Source organism: Bacillus sp. MBGLi79 (genome assembly GCF_002953915.1).
Window position 1 is genome coordinate 1,425,030 of the sequence record NZ_CP026521.1, and the last position, 23,908, is coordinate 1,448,937.

General features: G+C 44.9%; 30 protein-coding genes, 1 tRNA gene, 1 pseudogene and 2 riboswitches. Of the genes and pseudogenes, 18 read left to right on the plus strand and 14 right to left on the minus strand.

Annotation, left to right across the window (positions count from 1 at the left end):
- Positions 1 to 25: 25 nt before the first annotated feature.
- A riboswitch (TPP riboswitch) is annotated at positions 26 to 135 on the plus strand.
- A gap of 79 nt (positions 136 to 214) precedes the next feature.
- From tenA to cotO, 9 genes are all read left to right on the plus strand, one after another.
- Positions 215 to 925 carry a thiaminase II gene (gene tenA / locus C1T29_RS07165; protein WP_095432618.1) on the plus strand — a complete coding sequence of 237 codons (711 nt, stop codon included), beginning with the start codon at positions 215 to 217 and terminating at the stop codon, positions 923 to 925.
- The gene (gene tenI, locus C1T29_RS07170; RefSeq protein ID WP_103748912.1) at positions 900 to 1,517 is read left to right on the plus strand and encodes a thiazole tautomerase TenI; all 618 of its coding nucleotides are present in this window, start codon (positions 900 to 902) and stop codon (positions 1,515 to 1,517) included. Before tenA ends, tenI begins: the two co-directional genes overlap by 26 nt.
- Positions 1,501 to 2,610, plus strand: a complete 1,110-nt coding sequence (gene thiO / locus C1T29_RS07175; RefSeq protein ID WP_103748911.1) for a glycine oxidase ThiO — start codon at positions 1,501 to 1,503, stop codon at positions 2,608 to 2,610. The genes tenI and thiO overlap by 17 nt, the downstream gene beginning before the upstream one ends.
- A complete protein-coding gene (thiS, locus tag C1T29_RS07180; protein WP_015252345.1) occupies positions 2,610 to 2,810 on the plus strand; it encodes a sulfur carrier protein ThiS in 201 nt (66 codons plus the stop codon). Before thiO ends, thiS begins: the two co-directional genes overlap by 1 nt.
- Entirely contained in the window at positions 2,807 to 3,577 is a 771-nt protein-coding gene (thiG, locus tag C1T29_RS07185; RefSeq protein ID WP_103748910.1) for a thiazole synthase, read from the plus strand. Before thiS ends, thiG begins: the two co-directional genes overlap by 4 nt.
- Entirely contained in the window at positions 3,574 to 4,584 is a 1,011-nt protein-coding gene (thiF, locus tag C1T29_RS07190) for a thiazole biosynthesis adenylyltransferase ThiF (protein ID WP_103748909.1), read from the plus strand. Before thiG ends, thiF begins: the two co-directional genes overlap by 4 nt.
- Positions 4,585 to 4,602: 18 nt before the next feature.
- Complete coding sequence (gene thiD, locus C1T29_RS07195; protein WP_103748908.1) at positions 4,603 to 5,418, plus strand: bifunctional hydroxymethylpyrimidine kinase/phosphomethylpyrimidine kinase; 816 nt, start codon at positions 4,603 to 4,605, stop codon at positions 5,416 to 5,418.
- Between the two features lie 135 nt (positions 5,419 to 5,553).
- The gene (fabI, locus tag C1T29_RS07200; RefSeq protein ID WP_003224643.1) at positions 5,554 to 6,330 is read left to right on the plus strand and encodes an enoyl-ACP reductase FabI; all 777 of its coding nucleotides are present in this window, start codon (positions 5,554 to 5,556) and stop codon (positions 6,328 to 6,330) included.
- Between the two features lie 99 nt (positions 6,331 to 6,429).
- Positions 6,430 to 7,113, plus strand: coding sequence for a spore coat protein CotO (gene cotO / locus C1T29_RS07205; protein WP_095432612.1), 684 nt, complete (start codon positions 6,430 to 6,432; stop codon positions 7,111 to 7,113).
- A 97-nt stretch (positions 7,114 to 7,210) separates the two neighbouring features.
- On the opposite strand, the gene cotZ is transcribed toward cotO, so the two are convergent.
- From cotZ to cotV, 5 genes are all read right to left on the minus strand, one after another.
- On the minus strand, positions 7,211 to 7,663 hold the full coding sequence (cotZ, locus tag C1T29_RS07210) for a spore coat protein CotZ (protein ID WP_040083433.1): 453 nt from the start codon (positions 7,661 to 7,663) through the stop codon (positions 7,211 to 7,213).
- 127 nt (positions 7,664 to 7,790) lie between these two features.
- Positions 7,791 to 8,279: a spore coat protein CotY gene (gene cotY / locus C1T29_RS07215; protein WP_014479465.1), complete on the minus strand. Its 489-nt coding sequence runs from the start codon at positions 8,277 to 8,279 to the stop codon at positions 7,791 to 7,793.
- Between the two features lie 151 nt (positions 8,280 to 8,430).
- Complete coding sequence (cotX, locus tag C1T29_RS07220) at positions 8,431 to 8,940, minus strand: spore coat protein CotX (RefSeq protein ID WP_095432611.1); 510 nt, start codon at positions 8,938 to 8,940, stop codon at positions 8,431 to 8,433.
- A 94-nt stretch (positions 8,941 to 9,034) separates the two neighbouring features.
- Positions 9,035 to 9,358 (minus strand): spore coat protein CotW, encoded by a 324-nt coding sequence (cotW, locus tag C1T29_RS07225; RefSeq protein WP_095432610.1) that lies wholly within the window; start codon positions 9,356 to 9,358, stop codon positions 9,035 to 9,037.
- Positions 9,359 to 9,399: 41 nt separating this feature from the next.
- Entirely contained in the window at positions 9,400 to 9,786 is a 387-nt protein-coding gene (gene cotV, locus C1T29_RS07230; RefSeq protein ID WP_095432609.1) for a spore coat protein CotV, read from the minus strand.
- A gap of 159 nt (positions 9,787 to 9,945) precedes the next feature.
- On the opposite strand from cotV, the gene yjcA reads away from it, so the two are divergent.
- From yjcA to spoVIF, 4 genes are all read left to right on the plus strand, one after another.
- The gene (yjcA, locus tag C1T29_RS07235; protein WP_095432608.1) at positions 9,946 to 10,302 is read left to right on the plus strand and encodes a sporulation protein YjcA; all 357 of its coding nucleotides are present in this window, start codon (positions 9,946 to 9,948) and stop codon (positions 10,300 to 10,302) included.
- Positions 10,303 to 10,582: 280 nt separating this feature from the next.
- Positions 10,583 to 10,789: a hypothetical protein gene (locus C1T29_RS07240; protein WP_103748907.1), complete on the plus strand. Its 207-nt coding sequence runs from the start codon at positions 10,583 to 10,585 to the stop codon at positions 10,787 to 10,789.
- Between the two features lie 81 nt (positions 10,790 to 10,870).
- Positions 10,871 to 11,020 carry a YjcZ family sporulation protein gene (locus tag C1T29_RS07245; RefSeq protein ID WP_095432606.1) on the plus strand — a complete coding sequence of 50 codons (150 nt, stop codon included), beginning with the start codon at positions 10,871 to 10,873 and terminating at the stop codon, positions 11,018 to 11,020.
- A 132-nt stretch (positions 11,021 to 11,152) separates the two neighbouring features.
- Complete coding sequence (gene spoVIF / locus C1T29_RS07250; RefSeq protein WP_103748906.1) at positions 11,153 to 11,407, plus strand: sporulation-specific transcription regulator SpoVIF; 255 nt, start codon at positions 11,153 to 11,155, stop codon at positions 11,405 to 11,407.
- Between the two features lie 73 nt (positions 11,408 to 11,480).
- Here spoVIF and C1T29_RS07255 read toward each other — a convergent pair whose 3' ends face one another.
- Entirely contained in the window at positions 11,481 to 13,760 is a 2,280-nt protein-coding gene (locus C1T29_RS07255) for an ATP-dependent helicase (protein WP_142393699.1), read from the minus strand.
- 116 nt (positions 13,761 to 13,876) lie between these two features.
- Here C1T29_RS07255 and C1T29_RS07260 point away from each other — a divergent pair, with 116 nt between their 5' ends.
- Positions 13,877 to 14,131, plus strand: a complete 255-nt coding sequence (locus tag C1T29_RS07260) for a hypothetical protein (protein ID WP_040083429.1) — start codon at positions 13,877 to 13,879, stop codon at positions 14,129 to 14,131.
- Between the two features lie 71 nt (positions 14,132 to 14,202).
- Here the strand turns inward: C1T29_RS07260 and C1T29_RS07265 are convergent, their stop codons facing one another.
- Genes C1T29_RS07265 through C1T29_RS07275 form a run of 3 tightly spaced genes read right to left on the minus strand, consistent with a single transcriptional unit; the run spans position 14,203 to position 15,903 of the window.
- Positions 14,203 to 14,625, minus strand: a complete 423-nt coding sequence (locus C1T29_RS07265) for a GNAT family N-acetyltransferase (RefSeq protein WP_069838988.1) — start codon at positions 14,623 to 14,625, stop codon at positions 14,203 to 14,205.
- Positions 14,626 to 14,628: 3 nt separating this feature from the next.
- Positions 14,629 to 15,144, minus strand: coding sequence for a YjcG family protein (locus tag C1T29_RS07270; RefSeq protein WP_095432604.1), 516 nt, complete (start codon positions 15,142 to 15,144; stop codon positions 14,629 to 14,631).
- Positions 15,145 to 15,180: 36 nt separating this feature from the next.
- Positions 15,181 to 15,903: an esterase family protein gene (locus C1T29_RS07275; protein WP_014663565.1), complete on the minus strand. Its 723-nt coding sequence runs from the start codon at positions 15,901 to 15,903 to the stop codon at positions 15,181 to 15,183.
- Between the two features lie 167 nt (positions 15,904 to 16,070).
- Positions 16,071 to 16,191, plus strand: a riboswitch (SAM riboswitch).
- A gap of 67 nt (positions 16,192 to 16,258) precedes the next feature.
- Here C1T29_RS07275 and metI point away from each other — a divergent pair.
- Positions 16,259 to 17,380 (plus strand): cystathionine gamma-synthase/O-acetylhomoserine thiolyase, encoded by a 1,122-nt coding sequence (gene metI, locus C1T29_RS07280; protein WP_095432768.1) that lies wholly within the window; start codon positions 16,259 to 16,261, stop codon positions 17,378 to 17,380.
- Positions 17,373 to 18,545: a cystathionine beta-lyase gene (metC, locus tag C1T29_RS07285; RefSeq protein WP_014663568.1), complete on the plus strand. Its 1,173-nt coding sequence runs from the start codon at positions 17,373 to 17,375 to the stop codon at positions 18,543 to 18,545. The genes metI and metC overlap by 8 nt, the downstream gene beginning before the upstream one ends.
- A gap of 226 nt (positions 18,546 to 18,771) precedes the next feature.
- Here the strand turns inward: metC and C1T29_RS07290 are convergent, their stop codons facing one another.
- Together C1T29_RS07290 and C1T29_RS07295 are read right to left on the minus strand one after the other, a co-directional pair.
- On the minus strand, positions 18,772 to 19,317 hold the full coding sequence (locus C1T29_RS07290) for a GNAT family N-acetyltransferase (RefSeq protein WP_103748905.1): 546 nt from the start codon (positions 19,315 to 19,317) through the stop codon (positions 18,772 to 18,774).
- A gap of 69 nt (positions 19,318 to 19,386) precedes the next feature.
- Positions 19,387 to 20,577, minus strand: a complete 1,191-nt coding sequence (locus tag C1T29_RS07295) for a DUF819 family protein (RefSeq protein ID WP_103748904.1) — start codon at positions 20,575 to 20,577, stop codon at positions 19,387 to 19,389.
- 172 nt (positions 20,578 to 20,749) lie between these two features.
- Between C1T29_RS07295 and C1T29_RS07300 the strand changes: the two genes are divergently transcribed.
- A tRNA-Val gene (locus tag C1T29_RS07300) sits at positions 20,750 to 20,822 on the plus strand.
- A 158-nt stretch (positions 20,823 to 20,980) separates the two neighbouring features.
- Here C1T29_RS07300 and C1T29_RS07305 read toward each other — a convergent pair.
- On the minus strand, positions 20,981 to 21,322 hold the full coding sequence (locus C1T29_RS07305) for a tRNA-Val4 (RefSeq protein WP_095432600.1): 342 nt from the start codon (positions 21,320 to 21,322) through the stop codon (positions 20,981 to 20,983).
- Positions 21,323 to 21,328: 6 nt separating this feature from the next.
- Entirely contained in the window at positions 21,329 to 23,158 is a 1,830-nt protein-coding gene (locus C1T29_RS07310; RefSeq protein ID WP_095432599.1) for a T7SS effector LXG polymorphic toxin, read from the minus strand.
- A 155-nt stretch (positions 23,159 to 23,313) separates the two neighbouring features.
- Between C1T29_RS07310 and C1T29_RS24730 the strand changes: the two are divergent.
- Positions 23,314 to 23,649, plus strand: a pseudogene (locus tag C1T29_RS24730) (N-acetylmuramoyl-L-alanine amidase); the annotation flags it as partial.
- A 78-nt stretch (positions 23,650 to 23,727) separates the two neighbouring features.
- Here C1T29_RS24730 and C1T29_RS24735 read toward each other — a convergent pair.
- A partial coding sequence (locus C1T29_RS24735) for a hypothetical protein (protein ID WP_231516549.1) occupies positions 23,728 to 23,908 on the minus strand: 181 nt, incomplete at its 5' end.

A 23,908-nucleotide genomic window follows, 5' to 3' on the forward strand; every position in this document is an offset into this window, starting at 1 on the left:
TGCAGAACAATTCAATATGTATTCGTTTAACCACTAGGGGTGTCCTTCATAAAGGGCTGAGATAAAAGTGTGACTTTTAGACCCTCATAACTTGAACAGGTTCAGACCTGCGTAGGGAAGTGGAGCGGTATTTGTGTTATTTTACTATGCCAATTCCAAACCACTTTTCCTTGCGGGAAAGTGGTTTTTTTATTTATCAGAGGGGGAATGATTTGTGAAGTTTTCAGAAGAATGCCGCAGTGCAGCCGCAGAATGGTGGGAGGGGAGCTTTGTCCATCCGTTCGTTCAAGGAATCGGTGACGGAACGCTTCCGATTGACCGTTTTAAATACTACGTACTTCAGGATTCCTATTATTTAACGCATTTTGCAAAGGTGCAGTCATTTGGCGCCGCTTATGCGAAGGACCTTTATACAACGGGGCGGATGGCAAGCCATGCCCAAGGTACATATGAGGCGGAAATGGCGCTTCATCGGGAGTTTGCCGAGCTGTTGGAAATCAGCGAGGAAGAGCGTAAGGCGTTTAAGCCGTCTCCTACTGCGTATTCTTATACATCCCATATGTACCGTTCGGTTTTGAGCGGGAATTTCGCAGAAATCTTAGCGGCCCTGCTGCCATGCTACTGGCTTTATTACGAGGTTGGTGAGAAATTGCTGCATTGCGATCCAGGGCATCCGATTTATCAAAAGTGGATTGGGACGTACGGCGGTGACTGGTTTAGACAACAGGTCGAGGAGCAAATCAACCGCTTTGATGAGCTGGCGGAAAACAGCACGGAGGAAGTGCGTGCACAGATGAAAGAGAATTTTGTCATCTCCAGCTACTATGAATATCAATTTTGGGGAATGGCCTATCGAAAAGAAGGCTGGTCTGACAGCGCCATAAAAGAGGTGGAGGAATGTGGAGCTTCACGCCATAACGGATGACAGCAAGCCGGTAGAAGAGTTAGCGAGAACCATCATTACGATTCAGAATGAAGTTGATTTTATTCATATTCGTGAACGCTCAAAATCGGCGGCGGATATTTTGAAACTGCTCGAGCTTATTTTTGAAGGCGGTATAGATAAACGAAAACTGGTGATGAACGGGCGCGTGGATATTGCACTTCTTTCTACTATTCATCGCGTACAGCTGCCAAGCACCAGCTTTTCACCGAAGCAGGTCAGAGCCAGGTTTCCACACCTTCATATCGGGAGGTCGGTGCATTCACTGGAGGAAGCGGTTCAAGCAGAAAAGGAAGACGCCGACTACGTGCTGTTCGGCCATGTGTTTGAAACGGATTGCAAAAAGGGCCTTGAAGGCAGAGGGGTGTCTTTGCTGTCAGATATCAAACAGCGGATTTCCATCCCGGTCATAGCCATCGGGGGGATGACACCGGAAAGGGTAAGAGACGTAAAACAAGCAGGGGCGGACGGCATCGCTGTCATGTCAGGAATTTTCTCTGCCGCTGAGCCCTTGGAAGCAGCCAGACGATATTCCCGCAAGCTAAAGGAGATGCGCTATGAAAAGGCATTATGAAGCAGTGGTGATTGGAGGCGGAATTATCGGTTCCGCGATTGCTTATCATTTGGCAAAGGAAAACAAAAGCATCGCATTATTTGAAAGCGGAACAATGGGCGGCAGAACGACAAGTGCCGCTGCCGGAATGCTGGGCGCCCATGCCGAATGCGAGGAACGTGACGCGTTTTTTGATTTCGCTATGCACAGCCAGCGTCTGTACAAAGGTCTGGAAGAAGAGCTTTATGCATTATCCGGTGTGGACATCAGGCAGCATAACGGCGGTATGTTTAAGCTTGCATTTTCTGAAGAAGATGTGCTGAGGCTGAGACAGATGGACGATTTGGACTCTGTCACCTGGTATACAAAAGAAGAGGTTTTAGAAAAAGAGCCGCATGCGTCTGGTGACATCTTGGGTGCATCTTTTATCCAGGATGATGTGCATGTTGAGCCTTATTACGTTTGCAAGGCATATGCGAAAGCAGCGAAAGCGCTTGGGGCGGAGATTTTTGAGCATACGCCTGTCCTGCATGTCGAACGTGACGGTGAAGCTCTGTCCATCAAGACCCCGAGCGGAGATGTATGGGCTAATCATGTTGTCGTTGCCAGCGGGGTGTGGAGCGGGGTGTTTTTTAAACAGCTCGGGCTGAACAACACATTTTTTCCTGTAAAAGGGGAGTGCCTGTCCGTTTGGAATGATGATATCCCGCTGACAAAAACGCTTTATCATGACCATTGCTATATCGTACCGAGAAAAAGCGGCAGACTTGTTGTCGGCGCGACAATGAAGCCTGGGGACTGGAGTGAAACACCTGATCTTGGCGGATTGGAGTCGGTTATGAAAAAAGCGAAAACCATGCTGCCGGCTATACAAAATATGAAGGTGGATCGTTTTCGGGCGGGACTCCGGCCGGGAACAAAGGATGGAAAACCGTACATCGGCAGACATCCTGAGGACAGCCGTATTTTATTTGCGGCGGGCCATTTCAGAAATGGGATCCTGCTTGCTCCTGCAACTGGCGCTTTGATCAGTGATCTCATCATGAATAAAGAGGTCAACCAAGACTGGCTGCACGCATTCCGAATTGATCGCAAGGAGGCGGTTCAGATATGATGCTACAGCTGAACGGTAAAGACGTGAAGTGGGAAAAAGACGCAGGTACAATTCAAGACCTGCTGGCGTCTTATCAGCTCGAAAATAAAATCGTTATCGTGGAAAGAAATAAAGAAATAATTGGGAAAGAACGTTATCACGAGGTTGAGCTTTGTGATCGCGATGTCATTGAAATTGTCCATTTTGTAGGAGGCGGATGAGCATGTTAACAATTGGCGGAAAAACATTTCAATCAAGATTGCTGCTGGGCACGGGGAAATACCCATCGTTTGAAACTCAAAAGGAAGCAGTAGCTGTTTCCGAGTCTGATATTTTAACATTTGCTGTGCGGAGAATGAACATCTTTGAAGCATCTCAGCCGAATTTTTTGGAACAGCTTGATTTATCCAAATATACGCTTCTGCCGAATACAGCGGGCGCCAGCACTGCTGAAGAAGCGGTTCGAATTGCAAGGCTGGCGAAAGCGTCAGGCCTTTGTGACATGATTAAAGTTGAAGTCATCGGATGCAGCCGTTCCTTGCTGCCTGACCCTGTTGAGACATTGAAAGCGTCTGAACAGCTTCTTGAAGAGGGCTTTATTGTGCTCCCGTACACGTCGGATGACGTTGTGCTGGCGAGAAAACTGGAAGAGCTTGGCGTTCATGCCATCATGCCGGGTGCATCTCCGATTGGATCGGGACAAGGAATCTTAAATCCTTTGAATCTGTCATTTATTATTGAACAGGCGAAAGTGCCTGTCATCGTGGATGCGGGGATAGGATCGCCTAAAGATGCGGCATATGCAATGGAGCTTGGAGCGGATGGCGTGCTTCTCAATACGGCTGTATCAGGCGCATACGATCCTGTGAAAATGGCTCGTGCCATGAAGCTCGCGGTGGAAGCAGGACGCCTTTCTTATGAGGCGGGCCGAATCCCGCTTAAGCAATACGGAACGGCAAGCAGTCCGGGAGAAGGTCTTCCTGTATGACGGACAGGTATTCCAGGCAGGAGCTGTTTGCTCCGATCGGCCCATCCGGCCAGAAAAAATTGAAGGAAGCGCGCGCCGTGATTATCGGCGCCGGCGCACTCGGAACAGCAAGTGCAGAAATGCTGGTGAGGGCGGGAGTCGGCTCTGTGAAAATTGCCGACAGAGATTATGTGGAATGGAGCAACCTCCAGCGCCAGCAGCTTTATACAGAAGATGACGTCAAAAAAGAAATGCCGAAAGCAGCCGCGGCGGAGCATCGTCTCCGTTCGATTAACAGTGATGTCGATGTGACTGGCCTTGTCATGGATGTGACAGCGGAAAATGTCTTCGAGCTGATTAAGGACGCCTCGATTATTGTGGATGCGGCTGATAATTTTGAAACCCGCCTGATCGTAAATGATGCTGCGGTAAAAGAAGGGATTCCTTTTCTTTACGGTGCCTGTGTAGGGAGCTACGGCCTCACCTTTACCGTGGTGCCGGAATCTACCCCTTGCCTGCATTGCTTGCTCGATACACTTCCGATTGGCGGAGCAACGTGTGACACAGCCGGCATCATCAGTCCGGCTGTTTTGCAGGTAGCAGTCTTTCAGGTAACAGATGCGCTGAAGCTGCTGACGGGAGAAGAGTGCGAGCCGGTGCTGCGCTCCTTTGACTTGTGGAAAAACGAGCGGTCAGAAGTGAGAGCGGCGAGTCTCAAACATGACGCATGCCCAAGCTGCGGCACAAGGGATTTTCCGTTTTTGTCATATGAAAACCAAACAAAAGCGGCTGTATTGTGCGGCAGGAACACGGTGCAGATCAGATCATCCATTACAAAAGAAGCGGATCTTGAAGTGCTTGCCGGTCAGCTGAGGCAGGCCGGGCTTGAAGTAGCCGCGAACCCGTATTTGATTTCCTGCCGCTCGGATGATATGAAAATGGTGCTGTTCCGGGACGGAAGAGCTTTGATCCATGGAACGAATGATATTGCCCGGGCAAAATCCATTTATCATAAATGGATCGGGTAATAAAAGGAGTGTAGTGTAATGAGTATATATAAAGCATTAACAATCGCCGGATCCGATTCAGGCGGCGGTGCAGGGATACAGGCAGATATTAAAACCTTTCAAGAGCTTGATGTATTCGGAATGTCTGCGATTACGGCGGTAACCGCTCAAAATACGCTTGGCGTCCATGGGGTGCATCCGCTGACTGTAGAGGCGCTGAGACAGCAAATTGATGCTGTTGCTGAGGATTTAAGACCGGACGCAATCAAAACGGGAATGCTCTGGAATGCCGACATGATTGAAGAAGTGGCGAGAAAAATTGACGAGTACGGATTCAATCATGTAATTGTTGATCCGGTTATGATCGCAAAGGGCGGGGCATCCTTGCTGCGTGATGAATCAGTTGCCACCTTAAAGGAATTGCTCATTCCAAGAAGCTACGCGATTACGCCGAATGTCCCGGAAGCAGAAACACTGACAGGAATGACAATCAGCTCGCTGGATGACCGGAAAAAAGCAGCGGAGCAGCTCGTCAAGATGGGTGCGCAGCATGTCATTATCAAAGGCGGGCACCAGCATGAGGACAATCACATTACTGACCTTCTTTTTGATGGCAGCATGTTTATGCAAATCACCCATCCATATATTGATACGAAGCATACGCATGGCACAGGCTGCACCTTTGCTGCGGCTCTAACGGCCCGAACGGCTAAAGGAGACAGCATCCATCAGGCATTTGAGGTTGCGGCCAACTTTGTCCGCGAAGCGGTGGAAAATACGCTCGGCATCGGATCGGGACACGGGCCGACAAACCATTTCGCTTTTAAACGAAACAGCTTAAAAACAAGCCGATGAGATCACCAGCTGATGGTGATCTCTTTCGCATTTGCTGCGGTATGCGCTTTTCATCTGGACAAGGTTATGATATGATAGGAATTAAGATCAGGTACTAATACTATGTCTTTATTAAATATAGGAGGCTTTATACATATGAATTTTTCACTTGAAGGCCGCAACATTGTTGTGATGGGGGTAGCCAACAAACGCAGTATCGCGTGGGGCATTGCGCGCTCCTTGCATGAAGCGGGTGCACGTTTGATTTTCACATATGCAGGCGAACGCTTGGAGAAATCTGTTCATGAGCTTGCCGGAACGTTAGAACGCAACGATTCCATCATCCTTCCTTGCGATGTAACAAACGACGCAGAAATCGAAACTTGCTTCGCAAGCATTAAGGAGCAGGTCGGTGTAATCCACGGTATCGCGCATTGTATCGCGTTTGCCAACAAAGAAGAGCTTGTCGGCGAATACTTAAACACAAATCGTGACGGCTTCCTTTTGGCTCATAACATCAGCTCATATTCTCTGACTGCTGTTGTTAAAGCGGCACGTCCAATGATGACTGAAGGCGGCAGCATTGTCACTTTGACGTACCTTGGCGGAGAGCTTGTGATGCCAAATTACAACGTTATGGGTGTAGCGAAAGCTTCTCTTGATGCAAGTGTGAAATACTTAGCTGCTGACTTAGGAAAAGAAAATATCCGCGTTAACAGCATTTCTGCCGGTCCGATCAGAACATTATCTGCAAAAGGCATCAGCGATTTCAACTCCATTTTAAAAGATATCGAAGAACGTGCGCCGCTTCGCCGCACGACAACACCTGAAGAAGTGGGCGATACAGCTGCGTTCTTATTCAGCGATATGTCCCGCGGGATTACAGGTGAAAATCTTCACGTTGATTCAGGTTTCCATATCACTGCCCGCTAAGCAGGATCTATATCAGCAATCCCGAATAGGGATTGCTTTTTTATTTCTTCTGATTTTCAGCTTTCTGTCATATAGATAGAATATGACACAATCGGAGGGATGAAGATGTCTAATAAGAAAAGAAACGCGGATAAAAAACCGCTCATGTATATTGTTCAGCCGGATTATGCAGAAACCACAAGATCATCCATGCAGGAGATTGTCATCAAAAGAAAGGCCGACAAACCCGCCCCGCCAAAAGCTGAGGAAAAGCCGGCTTACCTTGAGAAGCAGCAGGAGGAAGCCGTGGCACAGGATGTCCTGCAAGCAGACCAAAAGCCTGCAGCCGAACCAGTGAGTCAGCAAACACAAGAGGTGAGGGAGCCAGAGAATATAAAGAACCAGCTGGAGGAGAAAGCAGAGCCGCAGGCCGTAGAAGAAACCGTCGAACACGAGCCCCCGAAAGCAGAAAAAAAGGAAGAGCCTGCACTTGAGGCCAGGAAGCCTGAAAAAGAACCGGAAGCTGTCCATAGTGCTGATAAAGCGGAGGAGAAAGCACCGTCAGCACGAAAAGTGAAAAAACCGATGAGCAAGATGACGATCCACGAAAAAATTGACTTTTTAACAAAGCTGCCTCATAACATGCCGAGAGCGCTTTGCTTGATTGAAGCCAATGGAAGAACGTACAGAGGCGTGATTGTCGGAAGAAGGAATGATTCCGTCCTGCTTCGAACAACCGGAAACGGAGCCCCGACCGAGCTGGCAATCGATGATATTACCTCTTTGCACCCGCTCGGATTTTAATGAAAATGAAAAGAAAAAAGCTGCCCGGCTGATGTTCCCGGGCAGCTTTTTTCCATAGAGAAAAGCCTGCAGGCCTGCAAGCTTTTCCAGCTTATGATTAATGATGATGATGATGTGTACGATTGATTAATCGAGGATTTAAGCAGTTGACTGCGCAGAAGCAGTCTAAGTCTACTTCAATACAGTAGTTCGTTTTTTCAAGTCTGAATACTTCACAAACCGTATCTTTATCGGTGAAGTCCAAAATGTGTTTGTGTTCGTCAAATGCGATTAATAATGACAGAGTTGCGCAGCTGTCATGAACTTTTTCTACTCTGAAAAATACTGTATTAAAGCAAGGGCCGTTATCGAGTTCGCCGACATTTCCGAAAGCGACCAAAGGATTTGATTTTGATGTAAATAGTACGAAAGGCACTGTATCGCCTAGCGAATGGGTTGGTGACAAAAGCTTTGAATGGCAGCTTGTCGGGCAATCCTCTTCAACAGCGTTTTGCAGTTCTTCAATATTTTCTATTGCTTCACGCACGCAGCATGATGTTTTCTGGCTCATATTATCCCTCCTGCCTTATAAATTTGAGACTGGCGAAATGATGGAGAGTCAGCTGCCTCACGCTGGAAGCAGCTGAATGATTTACACCCGTAATAGAGTTTGGAAGGGGATTCCTCTTTACAAGTGTTTATCCATTGTGATGATGCTTTTTATCCTTATGAGGCGAAGTTCTGTCAACTAGCTCTGGCGACAGGCACTGAATCGCACAGAAGCATCCAAGATCCACTTCAATGCAGAAATCTGTTTTTTCAAGCCCGAAGAAATCCGGGTCGCAAGGGTGGCAAACACTTAAGGTATCGCCTTTAACATCGACCGGGCGTAGAATCGACAGGGTTGCACAGCAATCACATAATTTTTCAACGCGGAAGAAAATGGACTCAAAGCATTGCATATCATCCACAAATCCCCCCACGTTTCCGAATGTGGAGAACAATCCGCCTTTTTTATCAAACAAGAGAAACGGAATTGTGTCTTTACCTGCAATTGTCGGATTCAAAAGGTTTGTATAGCAGCCAGTCGGACACTGTTCCTCAACTGCCTCCTGCTCTGCTAAAATCTTTTCCACTGCATCGCATACACAGTTCTCATGCCGGCCATGGGTTTTTCCGCAGCTCATTGATTTCAGCTCCTTCTTTATAGGGTATTTGACTTTAGTCCTTAACAACATATGTACCCGTGCCCCACTTGGTGTGGGTGAACGTCTATATATTCATCATATGCTTGGAAAATAAGAAAAAGCAGAGCGTTTTTGGCTCTGCTTTTAGGTCCTAGAGGACAAGAGTGATAACTAGGATGGCTACGAGGGTATTTGTTGCTGTAGAGATAAGGGTTGCGATATCAGCATCTACTGTTGTGACGTTTACGCCGCGGGAGCATTCGATGAGAAGTTTTTGGCGGTTTACTTGTTTGTTAGCTGTAAGCTGTAACAAATCTTGTGCGACTAATTCGGCAATTACGCCGTCTGCAATGGATGTCAGAGTAGCCGTTACGACTGCGGCATTAAGTGCTGTTACAACTGATGTTACGGCTTGAACGTCTGTAGATGAAACGTTGATGTCACAAGAATCTCTAATAATAATTGTCTCATCGGAGACTTGTTTGTTGAGATTTGCCTGGGCTAGATCTTGGTCGATAAAGGCGTTGTCATTGCCAAACCCATTGTTATTGCAGCAAATATCACAATTGCATTTTCTTTCTTCTTTTTCTTTCTCTTTGTGCTCTAATGGATGGTCACAGTCAGGATCAAGTGCAACCCAAGAGTATGGTCTGCTTTCCATATCTATTCCTCCTTTTCTTTTACTGTTATTAAATGAGCGAGCCTCTTACTTTGACTGAGGCATATATCCTGATGAAGTTCCCTATTTTTTATGATTAATTTGAATTGTTATTGTTTTGCCGTCTTTGTCTGAGCTGTTCAATGAGCTGCTCTCTGCGGCTTAGCGGTTTTTCGTTCTTTTGCTCTTGCATGGCTGCTTCTTCTTTTTTCTTCTTTTGGTTTTCTATTAGCGCTTGTGATTTAGCTTGTAAGTCTTTTACAAGATTCAAGAGCATTTCTTTTTCTTCGTCTGATACTTTTTTCATTTTGTCTTTCGTCACACCATGTTTAGAAAATATATTTTGGACCAGCAATTTCGTCATTGGATCAACTTCTGGAAGCTTCGCAAGCTCTTCTTTTAATTTGTCATTATCTGACATTTGTTTTCACCTCGTCTTATAAGTTTGTGAAAAAGAAAGGGTTAAAGGACGTCTAGTTCACTGAGAATGCTATTTAACACCTGAAGCAAGATTTGTACAAAGGTTATTATCTCGTCAGCAGACAAAGTAATTTTGATATTTCGGCTGTTGATAATTTTAATGATGGTTCTTTTTTTAATTTGTGAGCTATCGAGAATAAGAATCTCACTTGCCACTGCGTCAGCCAAATCCTCGTCGGCGATAATGAGCTGAGTCGCCACGATAATCATGGTTGTCACAAAGGCTTGTATAGAAAGGGCAGATGTTATATGTGACGTATCTATTGTGATATTTTCGCAATCAATCACTTCGATCTGCTGCTCGAATTCGCTTGATAATTGCTCAAATATTGCAGGGTGCAGGGATTCGATTTTTTCTTCAAATGACATAACCTTCACTCCTTTCTTATCCATACTCTATATAATGCAAATGGGGTGCAGAGCGGAATAATAAAAATAACCAATTTTCCTCCGGACAAGATACAATTCATGAAGAATAGGGTTTTCGCATATATGTGAAGGGATCATGATTGGCAAAGGAGTGAACGAGTGGTTATTAATGGACTGACAATTGCTCTTCTTTCGCTTGCGGTCTTTCGGCTTGCTCGCCTGCTGGTGTTTGACACGATTATGGCGCCGCTTCGCAGTCTGTTTCATGAAGAGAAGGAGGAAAAGGATGCGGACGGGAACATTGAAACCTATATCGTGATTAAAGGAACTGGTCTCAGGGCGTTTATAGGGGAATTGCTGAGCTGCTATTGGTGCACAGGCGTATGGTGCGCCGGCTTTTTGATTTTATGCCAGGCGTTGATCCCGCAAGCAGCGCAGTGGCTGATTTTACTTTTGGCGATCGCGGGCCTTGCCGGCATCATAGAAACGCTTGTATCAAAATGGCTGCAGGAATGAGGCATTCCCACCAGCAACTTTCCGTCAGGATACGCATAAAGTAGCATATATGACATAAGGAAAGGAAGGGAGCAAAAATGAATCAATATAATAAACCTTCCCAAAAATCTCCATATACAGATTCGTCGTATCAATCAAAAAAGATAAAAAAGAAGGGCTGCGGGTGCGGAAATAAAAAGAAAAAGCCTCAATAGCCTGGCAAAGAAACCGGAGAACTCCGGTTTTTTGTTTTTTAACAGGGCGGCCGCAACCGGCATATATCATAAGCGGGGGGATCAAAGTGAATGAGTTTGAAAAATGGATAGAAGGAAGGTATGAACCGCACGAACAAAAGCAAAAAGAGCATGAAGACACGATGGGCAGCATCAGAAAAGACTTGGATGCATTTGATAAAGCAGGTCTGGAATTTGAAGATGAGATTGAAGCGTTGGCTGAAAAAACAGAGGCCTTACTTAAAAAACATCAAGCTCAATATGATCAATCGTAAATCCGCAAACGCCCTATGCGAATATCCAAGCCAATCCAAGCAGCTCACATAGTGTATAGAGAGTAAAGGAGGTGCTTATCTATGGGCTTTGGATACGGATTCGGTGGTGGTGGCTGCTGCGGCGGCTACGGTGGCTATGCCGGCGGTTACGGCGGCGGCTATGGTTCAACATTTGTTTTGTTGGTCGTATTATTCATTCTCCTCATCATCGTAGGTGCATCTTTCTTTTAAGATGTATTGAGGAAGTACGGGTTATAACCCGTACTTCCTTGCCTTGTGTTTATTTTTAAAAATGTTGGAAAAGCACATTGTATTATGTGCATTCATACAATACCGTATTACTCCGCCAAAAGGAGGCGCATTATGGATAATCAATTTTTTAAGAATATCGAAAAGAGAACAGGTGTGAAGATGCAGGATGTAATGAATCTTGCCGGATCACTCCAAAACGCTAATTTTAAAGATGAAAATACAGTGCGCAGTGTCATTAACCGCGTAGCGCAGCTGGCAAACAGACGCGTGCCAAAAGAATTAGAAGATAAAATCGTGGAATCTATTACAAGCGGAAAAGAAAAGCTTGATTTTGGCACGATTTCTAAAATGATGGATAATAAATAAGCAGATGGCCTGGCTGATTCACTGCAGCAGGCCTTTTTTTACGGTAAAAACCCGGCAGTAATCTGCCGGGCTGTTAATGATGCAAGGGCTGTCTTGCTTTCTGTAGCAGGGGATACAAAAATCTTGAGCGGTTGGCTGTTTTGCCGCGCCTGTTTGCGGGGCAAGACAAATATAAATGCTGTTTCGCCCGTGTCATCGCTACATATAAAAGGCGTCTTTCCTCCTCAAGAGCGGCCTCGTCTCCTTTTCTTGCCGTTTCTAATGAGAAATCGTGCGGAATTGAGCCGTCTACAGTGCCTAACACGTAGACTGTTTTGAATTCAAGGCCTTTTGACCGGTGAATGGTCATCAGCTGAACGCCATGTTCATCCGTTCTGTTTTTCTCAGCGGCCCTCATATGATCCACGTGGGCAAGAAAGTCAGGAATCGTTTTGAACTTCTTGGCGACGACCTTGATATCACGCAGGTCATCGGAGCCTTTTTCTAGCTTGTTGCCCTCATTGCCCCGTTTTTTTAGATACTCGGAGAAGCCCATTTTTCCTTCTGCAAAGGTGATGGCTTCTACAGGCTTCATCGTGCGCAGGCTTGCGAAAAACGGTACGATTTTCTTGATTTTGTCAAGCTGAAACGGCTTCAGATCAGGCAGTTTGGCCAGCGCTTGAATCATCGAGCAGTCTTCGGTAATCGAGAGCGCCTTCAGCGTATTCAAAGCGGACTGCTTTAAAAACAAGGCGGGAAGCAAGTGCTTAATCGCTTCAGTGTCATCCTCATTTTGGCTTGCATACAAGTAGGCGAGAATCTGACGGACGATCCGTCTGCTATAAAACGATTGGACGCCGCGGTCAGCTGTATACGGAATTGACGATTGATGAAGCCTTTCATAGATAGCGCGGCCCCCGCTGTTTGTGCGGTAAAGAACCGCAAAGTCTTCTGGACTGGCGCCGTTTTGAATTTTTTCTTTGATATCGGAAACGACCATTGTGGCTTCTTCCTCTTCGTCGTAAGGATAAAAAAGCACAGGGACCTGAATGTCATCACGAGCGGCTTCAAGCGTTTTGGCATACCTGTTTTTGTTCTTTTTCACGACGATGTCAGCACTAGAGACGATCGGATGCGTAGATCTGTAGTTCGCAGTTAAATAGATCGTCTTCGCTCCGGGATAATCCTTTTGGAAATCAAGAATGAAAGACGGATTGCTGCCGCGAAACGCGTAGATGGACTGGTCATCGTCTCCGACACAGCACAGGTTTTGCTCCGGGCTGGCGAGCATTTGCATGATTTTGTATTGAACCGGATTAATGTCCTGAAACTCATCGATTAAGATATACGTAAACCGAGATTGATATTGTTCCAGAAGGTCAGGCCGCTCGATAAACAATTCATAGCAGGCTGAAGCCATGTCATCAAAATCAAATTGGCTATGTTCTTTTTTCTGGCGTTCATAATGTTCATATAAACGATAAACTTGTTTTTCCCACTCATCTTTTAGAGGGATGCGTTCATTTGGGACATAAGTGTTTTTCCAAAAACCGATCTGCTGCAGAGCTTGGTCAACTGGGAACTCTTTCTCATCGATGCCCTCCTCATAGAGTGCTTTTTTGATATATTGTTCCCGCTGCCACTCCATTTTCAGCAGATGCTCACCGTTCCATTTAGCAGAATCATAATGATATAAGATTTTATAAAACAGACTGTGGAATGTTCCTGTGACAAGTCTTCTGACTTTTGCCTGCTGTAATCCGTACTGGTTCGCCATACGCTCTTTCATTTCAGCGACAGCTTTTGTTGTAAAGGTGACAAGCAGCATATTTTCAGGCGGTATGCCTAAGTGTTCGATCATGTGGGCGGCACGGGCTGTCAGCACGCGTGTTTTTCCGCTCCCCGCACCTGCAAGCACAAGCAGCGGGCCTTCTGTTTCCGTGACAGCTTTCAGCTGATCCGTGTTTAAACCGACAGACGGAAAAAGGCTCGTATTGGGTTCTATTGTTTTTGGAACAAATGGTGTTCCTGGTTTAATGCTTCTTGGACGGTGCCATTCCGTGACAGCCGGGGACGAGTCAGCGGCGATCGCTTTTCCCTTTGGCAAACGAATAACACCAGATTCCTGATCATCTTCTTTTTTTTCCTCTTTGGCTGGCTTCGGAACACACGCCTCCTCACATGCCGGGAAATCGCCTGGCTGGCGATGGATAAATTCTGGCGGATCGGCGATGTTAAGCCGTAACAAAACGGGATTTCCGCAATGAGAACAAAATAAATGTCCTTTTATTCCTTCTTCAAAGAGGAATTGATAATGTTCTCTCGAATATGTATGTAAATGTATAATTCGATCATTCAGTCGGGCGCATTTCAAAAAGGGGTCCTCCCAATCTAAAGGTGTTCATTACAGACAATGACTATCATATCAAAAGAAATGTGTTTCAAAAAGTAAGTTTAAGGGAAAAGAGACAGCAGAGGGGTGGGTATCGTATGATATATGCAGGTCACATTCAAAACCAGCAATACGCTCAATATGCTAATAGAACGATTGGACATAAGCAGGATTATGCCGGAACCGAAAAAATCAGCTATGTCCCGTTTCAGCGGGTATACAAAGAACTGGAAAAGCAGCAGGAGAATCAAACGGCTGCTGAAAGAAAAGTAAACGAGGCAAAACGTAAGCGCTCTCTTTATAAGAGATTGCGAGAAAAAGGAATGGGCACATATATTAATCGATATGTATAAAAAACCGTTCATACGAGAGAACGGTTTTTTATATGCGGAAAAATCCGGATCTTAATAGACCCGGATGCTGTTTAGTCTTTCATCATTTGTAAGTGAGGAATGCCGGCATCGAGGAATTCTTTTTCAGAAAGCACGCGATACCCGTGTTTCTTGTAAAACGGCACAGCCTGTGTTTGCGCGTTTAAAATGAAACCGGAAGCGCCGCCGTCTGAAGCGGCTTTTTCGAGCGCCTTCATAATGATGCCGCCGACACCGGCGGAGCGGTGGCTTTTCAATACGCAAATCCGCTCTAACTTGCCGTAGCCGTCCTTCATGCGCCATCTTCCTGCGCCGACAGGCTTTTCGCCGTCATACACGACGATATGTTCCGATTCATTTTCAAGTTCGTCAATTTCTTCTTCAGCAGGCACGTTTTGTTCTTTGACAAAGACTTCTTCTCTTACATAAAAAGCATCTTTCAGTTGTTCTTCATTTTTTGCGATCACTGCTTCCAAACATTATTCTCCTCTGCCTAACAAGAAGGTTTCGTAAACTGTCCACGATCCGTTTTCCAGCTGGTAAAGCAAGTGGAAACGGTCAACAATTTCTTCATGCGACACTTCCTGCATTTTTAATTGTCCCAGCACATCTGAATGCTCATCGTCGGAAAGATTTTGGCCGACCGTCACATGCGGAACGAAATTATATTCCTGTTCGCCGGCCAACACACCGGTGTATAGCTTTTCATTGAGTGTTTTTAACTCATCCGTCGGCTCTGCTTTAATATAAATGACATTATTGACAGGCGCAAATGAGCTGTATTTTGTCAATTTGAGAACGACTGGGTGGGACTCTTTTGCGATGTTTCTCAAATGCGATACGAGCTGATCCGCTTTCTCCTCCGCACATTCAAACGATGCTCTCAGCGTCAAATGTGGCGGGATCAGAGAGTAGCTTGGGTCATAGCGCTTTCTGTAAGAGTTTGCAAGGTCTTGGAGCTTTTTTGATGGAAATAAAACGATTCCATATTTCATATTATGTCCCTCCTGGAAATAAAGTATGATAGAGTGTTAAAGCATTTTTTTCAGCGCCGGGGTGATGAGCGGCTGCCAGTATGTCCATTTGTGGTCTCCGTCAAATGGCTCAAAATCGTAATCGGAAAGCTTCTTCTCCAGCAGCTGTTTCAGCTCCTGATTCGGTTCTGTAAAGTCCAGAATGTTCCCGTCTGTCGTGTGGACGTCAGTTTCTTTTGTTCCGATTTGGTGATAAATAGAGAGGTGTTTGATATCGTCAGACTGTTTCACGGCTTCTAGCACATGTTTGTCAACATAGGGAGACTGCATGATGATGTTGCCAAACATATTCGGATAATCAAGCGCTGTCATAAGTGACACGGTTGCTCCGAGCGAATCACCGATCAGCGTTCGGCCGTAACCGACCTGATAGGTTGGATACTCATCATCTGCAAAAGGAACGAGCTCATGGGCGATGAACCGTTTATACGCCGAAAATTTTGAACCCTCCGGATGGTAGGTGTTTCTGCGCTCTTTTACATCCTTATAAGGAACACCGATAATAATGCTCCGGTCTATTTCGTGTTTCGACAGCAATTCCTCGACCTGTCTGCCGATTCTCCCCAGCCTGAAATAATCGTGGCCGTCCTGCGCGATAATGACATGGTATTTATAAAGCGGGGAGTAGTTGGACGGCAGATAAACAAGTAAGGTCATTTCCTCATTAAGCTCTTTTGAAAAGAATTTCTTTTCTTGCACTGTGCCGTTTTTCGGTGCCATAAAAACATTCCTCCAGGACATCACTATACTTTCTTGCATTTTCAATTATTGTACCATGAATTATTAGAAATTTCTCTCTTTAAACGGTTCGGCACACGAAGAAAAAAGTGTTGAAATAAACTGTGAATTGCGCTAATATAAAACAATCAGAAAATTGAAATCGATATTTCTTATCGTGAGAGGTGGAGGGACTGGCCCTTAGAAACCTCAGCAACCGGCTTGTTTTGCATGTGCAAAGCGCCAAGGTGCTAAATCCAGCAAGCGTTTTTTATGCTTGGAAGATAAGAAGAAGCGTTAAACCCCTTCTTCTTATGAAGAAGGGGTTTTTATTTTGAAAAGGGAAGGTGTCAGCTATATGTCACAGCACGTTGAAACGAAATTAGCTCAAATTGGGAACCGTAGCGATGAAGTCACGGGAACAGTGAGTGCTCCTATCTATTTATCAACAGCATACCGCCACAGAGGGATCGGAGAATCAACCGGATTTGATTATGTCCGCACAAAAAATCCGACACGCCAGCTTGTTGAGGACGCGATCGCTAACTTAGAAAACGGCGCAAGAGGGCTTGCCTTTAGTTCGGGAATGGCTGCTATCCAAACGATTATGGCGCTGTTTAAAAGCGGAGATGAACTGATCGTTTCATCGGACTTATATGGCGGCACGTACCGTCTGTTTGAAAATGAATGGAAAAAATATGGATTGACCTTTCATTATGATGATTTTAGCGATGAGGACTGTTTACGCTCTAAGCTGACGCCGAATACAAAAGCCGTGTTTGTGGAAACGCCGACAAATCCGCTCATGCAGGAGGCGGACATTGAACGTATTGCCCGGATTACAAAGGAGCACGGTCTTCTGCTGATCGTAGATAATACATTTTATACACCGGTCTTGCAGCGTCCGCTTGAACTGGGGGCAGACATTGTCATTCACAGCGCAACAAAGTATTTAGGCGGGCATAACGATCTGCTTGCGGGACTTGTCGTGGTAAAGGATGAGCAGCTCGGAGAGGAAATGTTTCAGCATCAAAATGCGATCGGCGCCGTCCTGCCGCCATTTGATTCGTGGCTTTTGATGAGAGGAATGAAGACGCTGAGCCTAAGAATGCGCCAGCATCAGGCAAACGCGCAGGAGCTTGCGGCGTTTTTGGAGGAGCAGGAAGAAATTTCAGATGTGCTGTATCCCGAAAAAGGCGGCATGCTGTCCTTCCGTCTGCAAAAAGAAGAGTGGGTCAACCCATTTTTAAAAGCGCTGAAGACCATTTGTTTTGCAGAAAGCCTCGGCGGGGTGGAAAGCTTCATTACATACCCTGCGACCCAGACGCACATGGATATTCCTGAAGAGATCCGTATCGCAAACGGGGTCTGCAATCGATTGCTGCGCTTTTCTGTCGGAATTGAACATGCGGAAGATTTAAAAGAGGACCTAAAACAGGCATTATCTCAGGTCAAAGAGGGAGCTGTTTCATTTGAGTAATCACAATTGGACGCTGGAAACCCAGCTCGTGCACAATCCATTTAAAACAGACGGCGCAACCGGGGCGGTCAGTGTGCCAATTCAGCACGCCTCGACTTTTCACCAATCTTCATTTGAAGAATTCGGCGCATTTGATTACAGCCGTTCTGGCACGCCGACAAGAACAGCTCTTGAAGAAACAATTGCCGCACTGGAAGGCGGAACAAGGGGATTTGCTTTCAGTTCAGGCATGGCTGCCATCTCAACAGCCTTTTTACTGCTGTCACAGGGTGATCACGTTCTTGTGACCGAAGATGTATACGGCGGAACCTTCCGTATGGTGACAGAGGTGCTGACTCGGTTTGGCATTGAGCATACGTTTGTCGACATGACGGATCGTAATGAAGTGGCGCGGAATATCAAGCCGAACACAAAGGTCATTTATATGGAGACACCATCAAATCCGACACTGGGGATTACAGATATTAAAGCAGTTGTTCAGCTTGCAAAAGAAAACGGCTGCCTGACCTTTCTGGACAATACATTTATGACGCCGGCACTGCAGCGTCCGCTTGATCTTGGTGTAGATATTGTGCTTCACAGCGCAACCAAGTTCTTAAGCGGACACAGCGATGTACTCTCAGGTTTGGCTGCTGTCAAGGATGAAGAGCTTGGAAAGCAGCTATATAAGCTGCAAAACGCGTTCGGCGCCGTTCTTGGCGTGCAGGATTGCTGGCTTGTCCTGCGCGGATTAAAAACATTACAGGTCCGTTTAGAGAAAGCGAGCCAAACAGCCCAGCGGCTTGCAGAGTTTTTCCAGAAGCATCCGGCGGTCAAGCGCGTGTATTATCCGGGACTGTCTGATCATCCCGGCGCTGAAACCCATAAAAGCCAGTCGAAGGGAGCGGGCGCCGTACTATCTTTTGAGCTTGAAAGCAAAGAGGCAGTTAAGAAATTAGTCGAGAATGTGTCACTGCCGGTCTTCGCTGTCAGCCTTGGCGCAGTGGAATCGATTTTGTCTTATCCGGCAACGATGTCTCACGCGGCAATGCCTAAGGAAGAGCGTGAAAAACGCGGCATTACTGATGGCCTGCTCCGTCTTAGTGTGGGAGTCGAACATGCAGACGATTTAGAGCACGATTTCGAACAAGCGCTGAAAGAAATTGCACCAGTGGCGGTTCGTTAAAAAGAAGCCGGTGGCCCGGCTTCTCAGATTGTAGACAAAGTCCTAAAACGGTTTCTGTTTTAGGATTTTGTCATCTTTTCAGCGTGATTGAAAACCCTTGAAGTCTAGGAAGGACGAGCATTGGAGCGGAGCAAATGTTATAATTCGTGAGCACTAACGCGCAGGACTGACAACGAATGCGAGGGTTCGTCGACACGCTGAGAAGCCGGGGATGGCCCGGCTTCTTTTATTGTTCATCATCAGGATTCAAAACCGCGAGGACTTGATGATCCTCCCAAACGCCATTAATTTTTACATTTTTTCGGGCGATGCCTTCTTTATGAAATCCCGCTTTTTCTAAAACACGCATGGACCCGAGATTACGGGGCATCACACCGGCTTCAATCCGATGAAGTTTCAATTCGCGGAACGCATAATCAACAACCAATCTGACTGCCTCTGTCATAATTCCCTTTCCGTTATGGGCTTTGTCTAAAAAATACCCGATGAACGCAGTTTGCAGCGATCCGCGGAGGATCTGAAAGAGTGAAACCGTTCCGATTAATCTATCGTCTGACGCTGTAAAGATGCCAAAATGATATTCTTCATCTTTCTCAAGTCTTTCCTGATACTCGGTTATTCGTTTTCTTTGCCCCTCAACCGTATAATAATCGTCTGCGCGTATCATAGAAAACTGTTCGAAGAAATCTCGATTTTCACTTTGCAGCCGCAGATTTTCTTCGGCATCCGTTACTTCTAAAGGTCTAACATAAATGGTTTTTCCTTTTAACATACAGTGATCTCTCCGTTCTCATGTCAGCATTCCTCTTACATTATTCTCAGGGAAATGCAAATATCCTTTTTATAAGAAGGAAGAAAACCAATTTCCCATAAAAGTGCCGACATAGTTGCCGATTAAGTAGCCGAGCGTACCGACAAGCATGATTGGGGCGACAAGCTCCCGCCATCCCTTGGCAATTGCCATCGCAGCCGCAGTCGTTGGTCCCCCGACAGCAGCGTTGACGGCGAGCAGAATTTCTTCAAGCCGAACGCGGAACAATTTTCCGACAGCTAAGGAAACCGCTAAATTGCTGATCGCAATGATAAACACAAATAATAGAATAAGAGGCGCATTCGTGACGATTAAGCGCAGATCTGCAGGAATGCCAATCACCACAAAAAACAAATAAATCAAAAAGGTTCCAAGCTCTTGAGATCCATTGAGTCTTTCAAAAAAAAGCGGGAAAAGAAAAATGATAAGAACAGTTAAAGACGTAAGCATTAGATACTGATCGCCAAGCGTTCCGGTCAAAAGAGGATGAGAAAAAACGTTTTTACAATAGCCGGAAACCTTCACACTAACCGCAACAAGCGCAAAAGCAGCGCCGGCATTATAAGCAATATCCTTTAAGGAGATATCCTTCCGTTTCCAATAGCTTTCAGCACTGTTTTCGCTGTTTCCATCGGCTTTTACCTTCTCTTCAAACGGCATGGCATAATGCCGCTGAAACCATTTGAGTGCAGGAATGCTGATTAAAATAAAAAACAAAAGCGCCATCATAAAATTATCAGCCACAACGGTAGCTGACACATATTCACCAGGCGTCTCAAATTTTGCCGCCATCGCCGCAAAGTTGACCCCGCCGCCAATATAAGAGGCGCTGATCATACCGCTGATTTTATCGAGATAAGGAATATGCTGTTTGAGCAGAAAAAAAGCTAGAATGCTCCCAAGCACAGTGCCGACAGAGCTAATCAGAAAAATAAACAGCAAACGCCTGCTTTCCTTAAAAATCTGCCGCACATTGATCTGAAACAGCAAAAGAGGGATCGCCAGCGGCACTACATAAGACCATACGGTATCATATACAGGCGACTCAACAGGAAGCACTCCTACATTTGTAAACACCATAGCACCTGCAAGTGCGATAATAGCGCCCGAGACAGCGGACGCCCACTTAAAGCGCTGCTCCAGCCCGATGCTCACTGCCGCCCACACCGCAATAAACCCCCATAATACCCATACATCATCAGCAGAAATCAAAGAATGCAAAACCCCATCACCTCTATTATTTGAAAATTAAGACATATTATAATAGCCGGGGAACGGAACAGCAAGTCCGAAAAAAGTTTTTCTGAAAAAGCAGTTGACGAATAGAAGGGAAGGTTATATAATAGAACTTGTCAGAAAGACAACAGCATACCCAGAAACACATACATATCATGATTCCGTAGCTCAGCTGGGAGAGCGCTACCTTGACAGGGTAGAGGTCGCTGGTTCGAGCCCAGTCGGAATCATAGCTTAAACCCTTGCGTAGCAAGGGTTTTTTTACTTTGCTTTAATAAAGGCGGTTTATCAAATTCGCAAGTTGTTGGCAAACTGTTGGCGAACTTGATTTTTTGGCGAAGTAAAAAAAGGCCCCTTGAATTTCCAAGGTGCCTAAAGGATTAAAGCTTCAATCAACGCTCTTATACCTTTCCGGGATCTTGTCTCTCCAAACAAGCATAAGGCTTTTAAGTTTTTCTGTTTCCATGGAACTTTTGTCGTTTTCACTTTCTGTATAAAGGTGTTCTACGACTGTTTGATCTTTTTTTATATATGCAATGGTGGTGTTTAATTGAATCTCATATTCTTCAGAAGAGCCATCCAATACTTCTTGAATAATTTTTAAGTATTCATCAGCTTCATCCACCGAAACAATGTCTTCAATGAAATCAGAAAAGTATTCTAGTTCTGTAGGAAGAACTATTCTTAAGTATCCTAAAGGGTCTCTTTTAAATTCAAATGAATATTCCATGATCAATCATTCCTTTGGTTTTTTATATAAAGGATAAGCAGTTGCTATTGAGCCATCCTTATTAAGGTACATCTCCACATCAATTCCTGATGAAGTTTTGCCGATATACTTATTATCTCGTATTTGTTTTTTGTTTTTGTAAGCTTCGGAAATTGTATTGTAAACTTTTACTCTATCCCATTCTTTTGGAAAGAAAGATGACTTCGCTACTTTTTTTACTCCTTTTACTTCTACCTTAGCTCTATATACCCCATTTATATCAGGTACTTCTTCTGTTCCTGGAATTATTCTGCTACCACTCATCATACTCTCATGATGATAACCTACAGCTTTGTTTTTTCTGTTAATTTCTCCATGATATACGTGCTTTACTGTTTTTTTAGTAATACCATTTGTGCCTCTATTACCATTTGGATTAACAGATTTAGTGAGAACACTCTCTTTTTTATCTTCCGCAATACTTTTTAGCAGCGGAGTATTTTTCACGTTAATGGTTTTCTCAGCATCTTGAAGGATTCCTTCTAATGCAGGAGTATATCGATTGACAGGAGAATTGACAAACTGTTTTACAGACTTTCCACCTTTCTTAACTGTGCCACCAGCTGCTTTCCCAACTTTAGCAAGATCTTTCGAGCCTGTTGAGACAGAGGACTTTCCACCTTTCAATAACAGAAGGCTTCCGCCCAAATAAGTAACATAGTGCAGCCGTGTGTATGCATCCCCGTGAATCATTTTTGTATCCCAATTATCCTTCAATGTGTCAACCATGCTTTGAAAGGCAGCTTGATAGTCGTATTCCAAAACGGTATCCAGCACTTTTTGAGGATCCTTGTTTAAGTTGTCAATCGTCCAACCGATATTCCATCCAAATTGAATGGCTCCTTCACCGGTATCCTTGGCAAGATCGTATATACCAACAATCGCACCCTTGGCGCCATCACCTATGATTTGCAACACTTCTTTTCCGTTATCCATGAAAGCTTTACGCTGTTCAAGAAATGAAACAAATTCAAGCTGCTCAGGGGTAAGATTCTCATAGCCGACCTTCTTGGCAATTTCTAAGTATTCATCCGGATCCGTCACTCCGTCAGCTAGCTTCTTCTTTAAATCTTTGATTTCTCGTTCTTTCGCTTCATCTTTCTTGATCTTCAAATAAGCTTCAGTCTGTTTCTCAATATCGCCTTTTTTCTTATGTATGTCACTTTCACGGTACGCCTTGGCGTTGTAGTGAATGGGTGTGGCGTTCTTCCCTTTGCCTGTGGATTCCTCAAGCTTTTGGAAGTCCTTCTTGATGAATTGCTCGTTTGGCTCTGACTGGGCATATTCAGTAACAAGTGCTTCGTCCACGCTACCTAGTTTGTCGACTGTTTTTTTGCGCTTGTCCTCCGCATTGGCGAGTTCGTCTTTGAAGTTTTCTGTCGAGAACAAATCAAGCGGAAGTATATCGTCAATATCATTTAAGATATCCTTCATGGCTTTCTTTTGTTCTGACATAATAGATTTTGATTTTGTGTAGGCGTTAGCCAGTTCGTGTTCTAAGAAGGATTCTTCTATATATGCATCAGATAAGCTGGCGTCCTCTAAAGTGCCTGAAATGCTCGTCAAGAAAGCAATTTTCATATCAAGTAAGTCAATCCAATTGTCAGCTACACCTGCATGATCTTGATAAAATGCTTTGATGTTGTCGGCGCCTTTTCCGGAAAACTCACTGTCATCTAAATCAGCTACGGCTTTAAAGGCCTTCTTGAGATTGACCATCTGACTTCTTAATTCTTTGTATTCCTTTGCGCGTTTATCTGCTTCGGAAAGCAACGTTTTAGCTTCAAATACTTTCATGTTCATATCCTTTCATCGGAATTCCTAACCAAGATATTACCATGGAAGAAAGAAGAAAAAGACATATACGTATTTCGAAAGTGGAAAATGATTAATTCGGTCTAGGTCTTTGTTCTTATTTATTGTGTTGTTAAGCAATTGGTGATAGGCCAAGCTCGAATGGTCCCGGGAACCGTAATTTGATTGGTGTTGGTATTGTTATAGCAAGTCAGGATGCGCTGAATACTACACTGCTGAAAAGCTAGCTATCAAGTTTGTAGCGTAGCTGCTTAAAGAGTGCGGCTGGGGAACTTGATCGTGTCCGTACACATCAGAACTGGAGCGGAAAGTATTGCCTGCACCGCATTTTAGCTGAGGGCAGATGAAACCAAGTTAAGTCAGCCATTGAGTCAGAATTGAAGGTGCTGGGAGGAAAGACAACATCTAAACTGTTATCATCTGCGTCTAAAGCTTCTGGGGGCATTTACACAGTCAAAAAAAGTGATACTCTTCCGTTTTTTAATAAAAAGGGAGTTTAATTAATGATTAAAAAAATTCGATATAATTAATGAAGTATCGACAGAAGATTGTTACCACAAATGCAAAGCAAGAAACGAAAGTGCCCATGCAAATATGCCGAACGTTACAAAGAATCTAAGAAAAGTTTCATATTTTGTAAGTTTCCGTTCTTTTTTTATTTTGCCTAATTTCCAGTAAAGGGCGTAGCCGGAGAACAATAAAATTATTTGTCCCAGTTGCGACACGGACTCT

Coding starts and splice junctions, on each gene's coding strand:
- C1T29_RS07245 (WP_095432606.1), top strand. CDS start 10,871: ATGGGCTTTGGATACGGATTCGGTGGTGGTGGCTGCTGCGGCGGCTAC.
- C1T29_RS07310 (WP_095432599.1), bottom strand. CDS start 23,158: ATGAAAGTATTTGAAGCTAAAACGTTGCTTTCCGAAGCAGATAAACGC.
- cotX (WP_095432611.1), bottom strand. CDS start 8,940: ATGGAAAGCAGACCATACTCTTGGGTTGCACTTGATCCTGACTGTGAC.
- C1T29_RS07290 (WP_103748905.1), bottom strand. CDS start 19,317: ATGTTAAAAGGAAAAACCATTTATGTTAGACCTTTAGAAGTAACGGAT.
- thiS (WP_015252345.1), top strand. CDS start 2,610: ATGCTACAGCTGAACGGTAAAGACGTGAAGTGGGAAAAAGACGCAGGT.
- C1T29_RS07305 (WP_095432600.1), bottom strand. CDS start 21,322: ATGGAATATTCATTTGAATTTAAAAGAGACCCTTTAGGATACTTAAGA.
- thiD (WP_103748908.1), top strand. CDS start 4,603: ATGAGTATATATAAAGCATTAACAATCGCCGGATCCGATTCAGGCGGC.
- cotO (WP_095432612.1), top strand. CDS start 6,430: ATGAAGATGTCTAATAAGAAAAGAAACGCGGATAAAAAACCGCTCATG.
- cotZ (WP_040083433.1), bottom strand. CDS start 7,663: ATGAGCCAGAAAACATCATGCTGCGTGCGTGAAGCAATAGAAAATATT.
- cotW (WP_095432610.1), bottom strand. CDS start 9,358: ATGTCAGATAATGACAAATTAAAAGAAGAGCTTGCGAAGCTTCCAGAA.
- C1T29_RS07260 (WP_040083429.1), top strand. CDS start 13,877: ATGATATATGCAGGTCACATTCAAAACCAGCAATACGCTCAATATGCT.
- metI (WP_095432768.1), top strand. CDS start 16,259: ATGTCACAGCACGTTGAAACGAAATTAGCTCAAATTGGGAACCGTAGC.
- thiF (WP_103748909.1), top strand. CDS start 3,574: ATGACGGACAGGTATTCCAGGCAGGAGCTGTTTGCTCCGATCGGCCCA.
- thiO (WP_103748911.1), top strand. CDS start 1,501: ATGAAAAGGCATTATGAAGCAGTGGTGATTGGAGGCGGAATTATCGGT.
- thiG (WP_103748910.1), top strand. CDS start 2,807: ATGAGCATGTTAACAATTGGCGGAAAAACATTTCAATCAAGATTGCTG.
- C1T29_RS07270 (WP_095432604.1), bottom strand. CDS start 15,144: ATGAAATATGGAATCGTTTTATTTCCATCAAAAAAGCTCCAAGACCTT.
- fabI (WP_003224643.1), top strand. CDS start 5,554: ATGAATTTTTCACTTGAAGGCCGCAACATTGTTGTGATGGGGGTAGCC.
- spoVIF (WP_103748906.1), top strand. CDS start 11,153: ATGGATAATCAATTTTTTAAGAATATCGAAAAGAGAACAGGTGTGAAG.
- C1T29_RS07275 (WP_014663565.1), bottom strand. CDS start 15,903: ATGGCACCGAAAAACGGCACAGTGCAAGAAAAGAAATTCTTTTCAAAA.
- cotV (WP_095432609.1), bottom strand. CDS start 9,786: ATGTCATTTGAAGAAAAAATCGAATCCCTGCACCCTGCAATATTTGAG.
- cotY (WP_014479465.1), bottom strand. CDS start 8,279: ATGAGCTGCGGAAAAACCCATGGCCGGCATGAGAACTGTGTATGCGAT.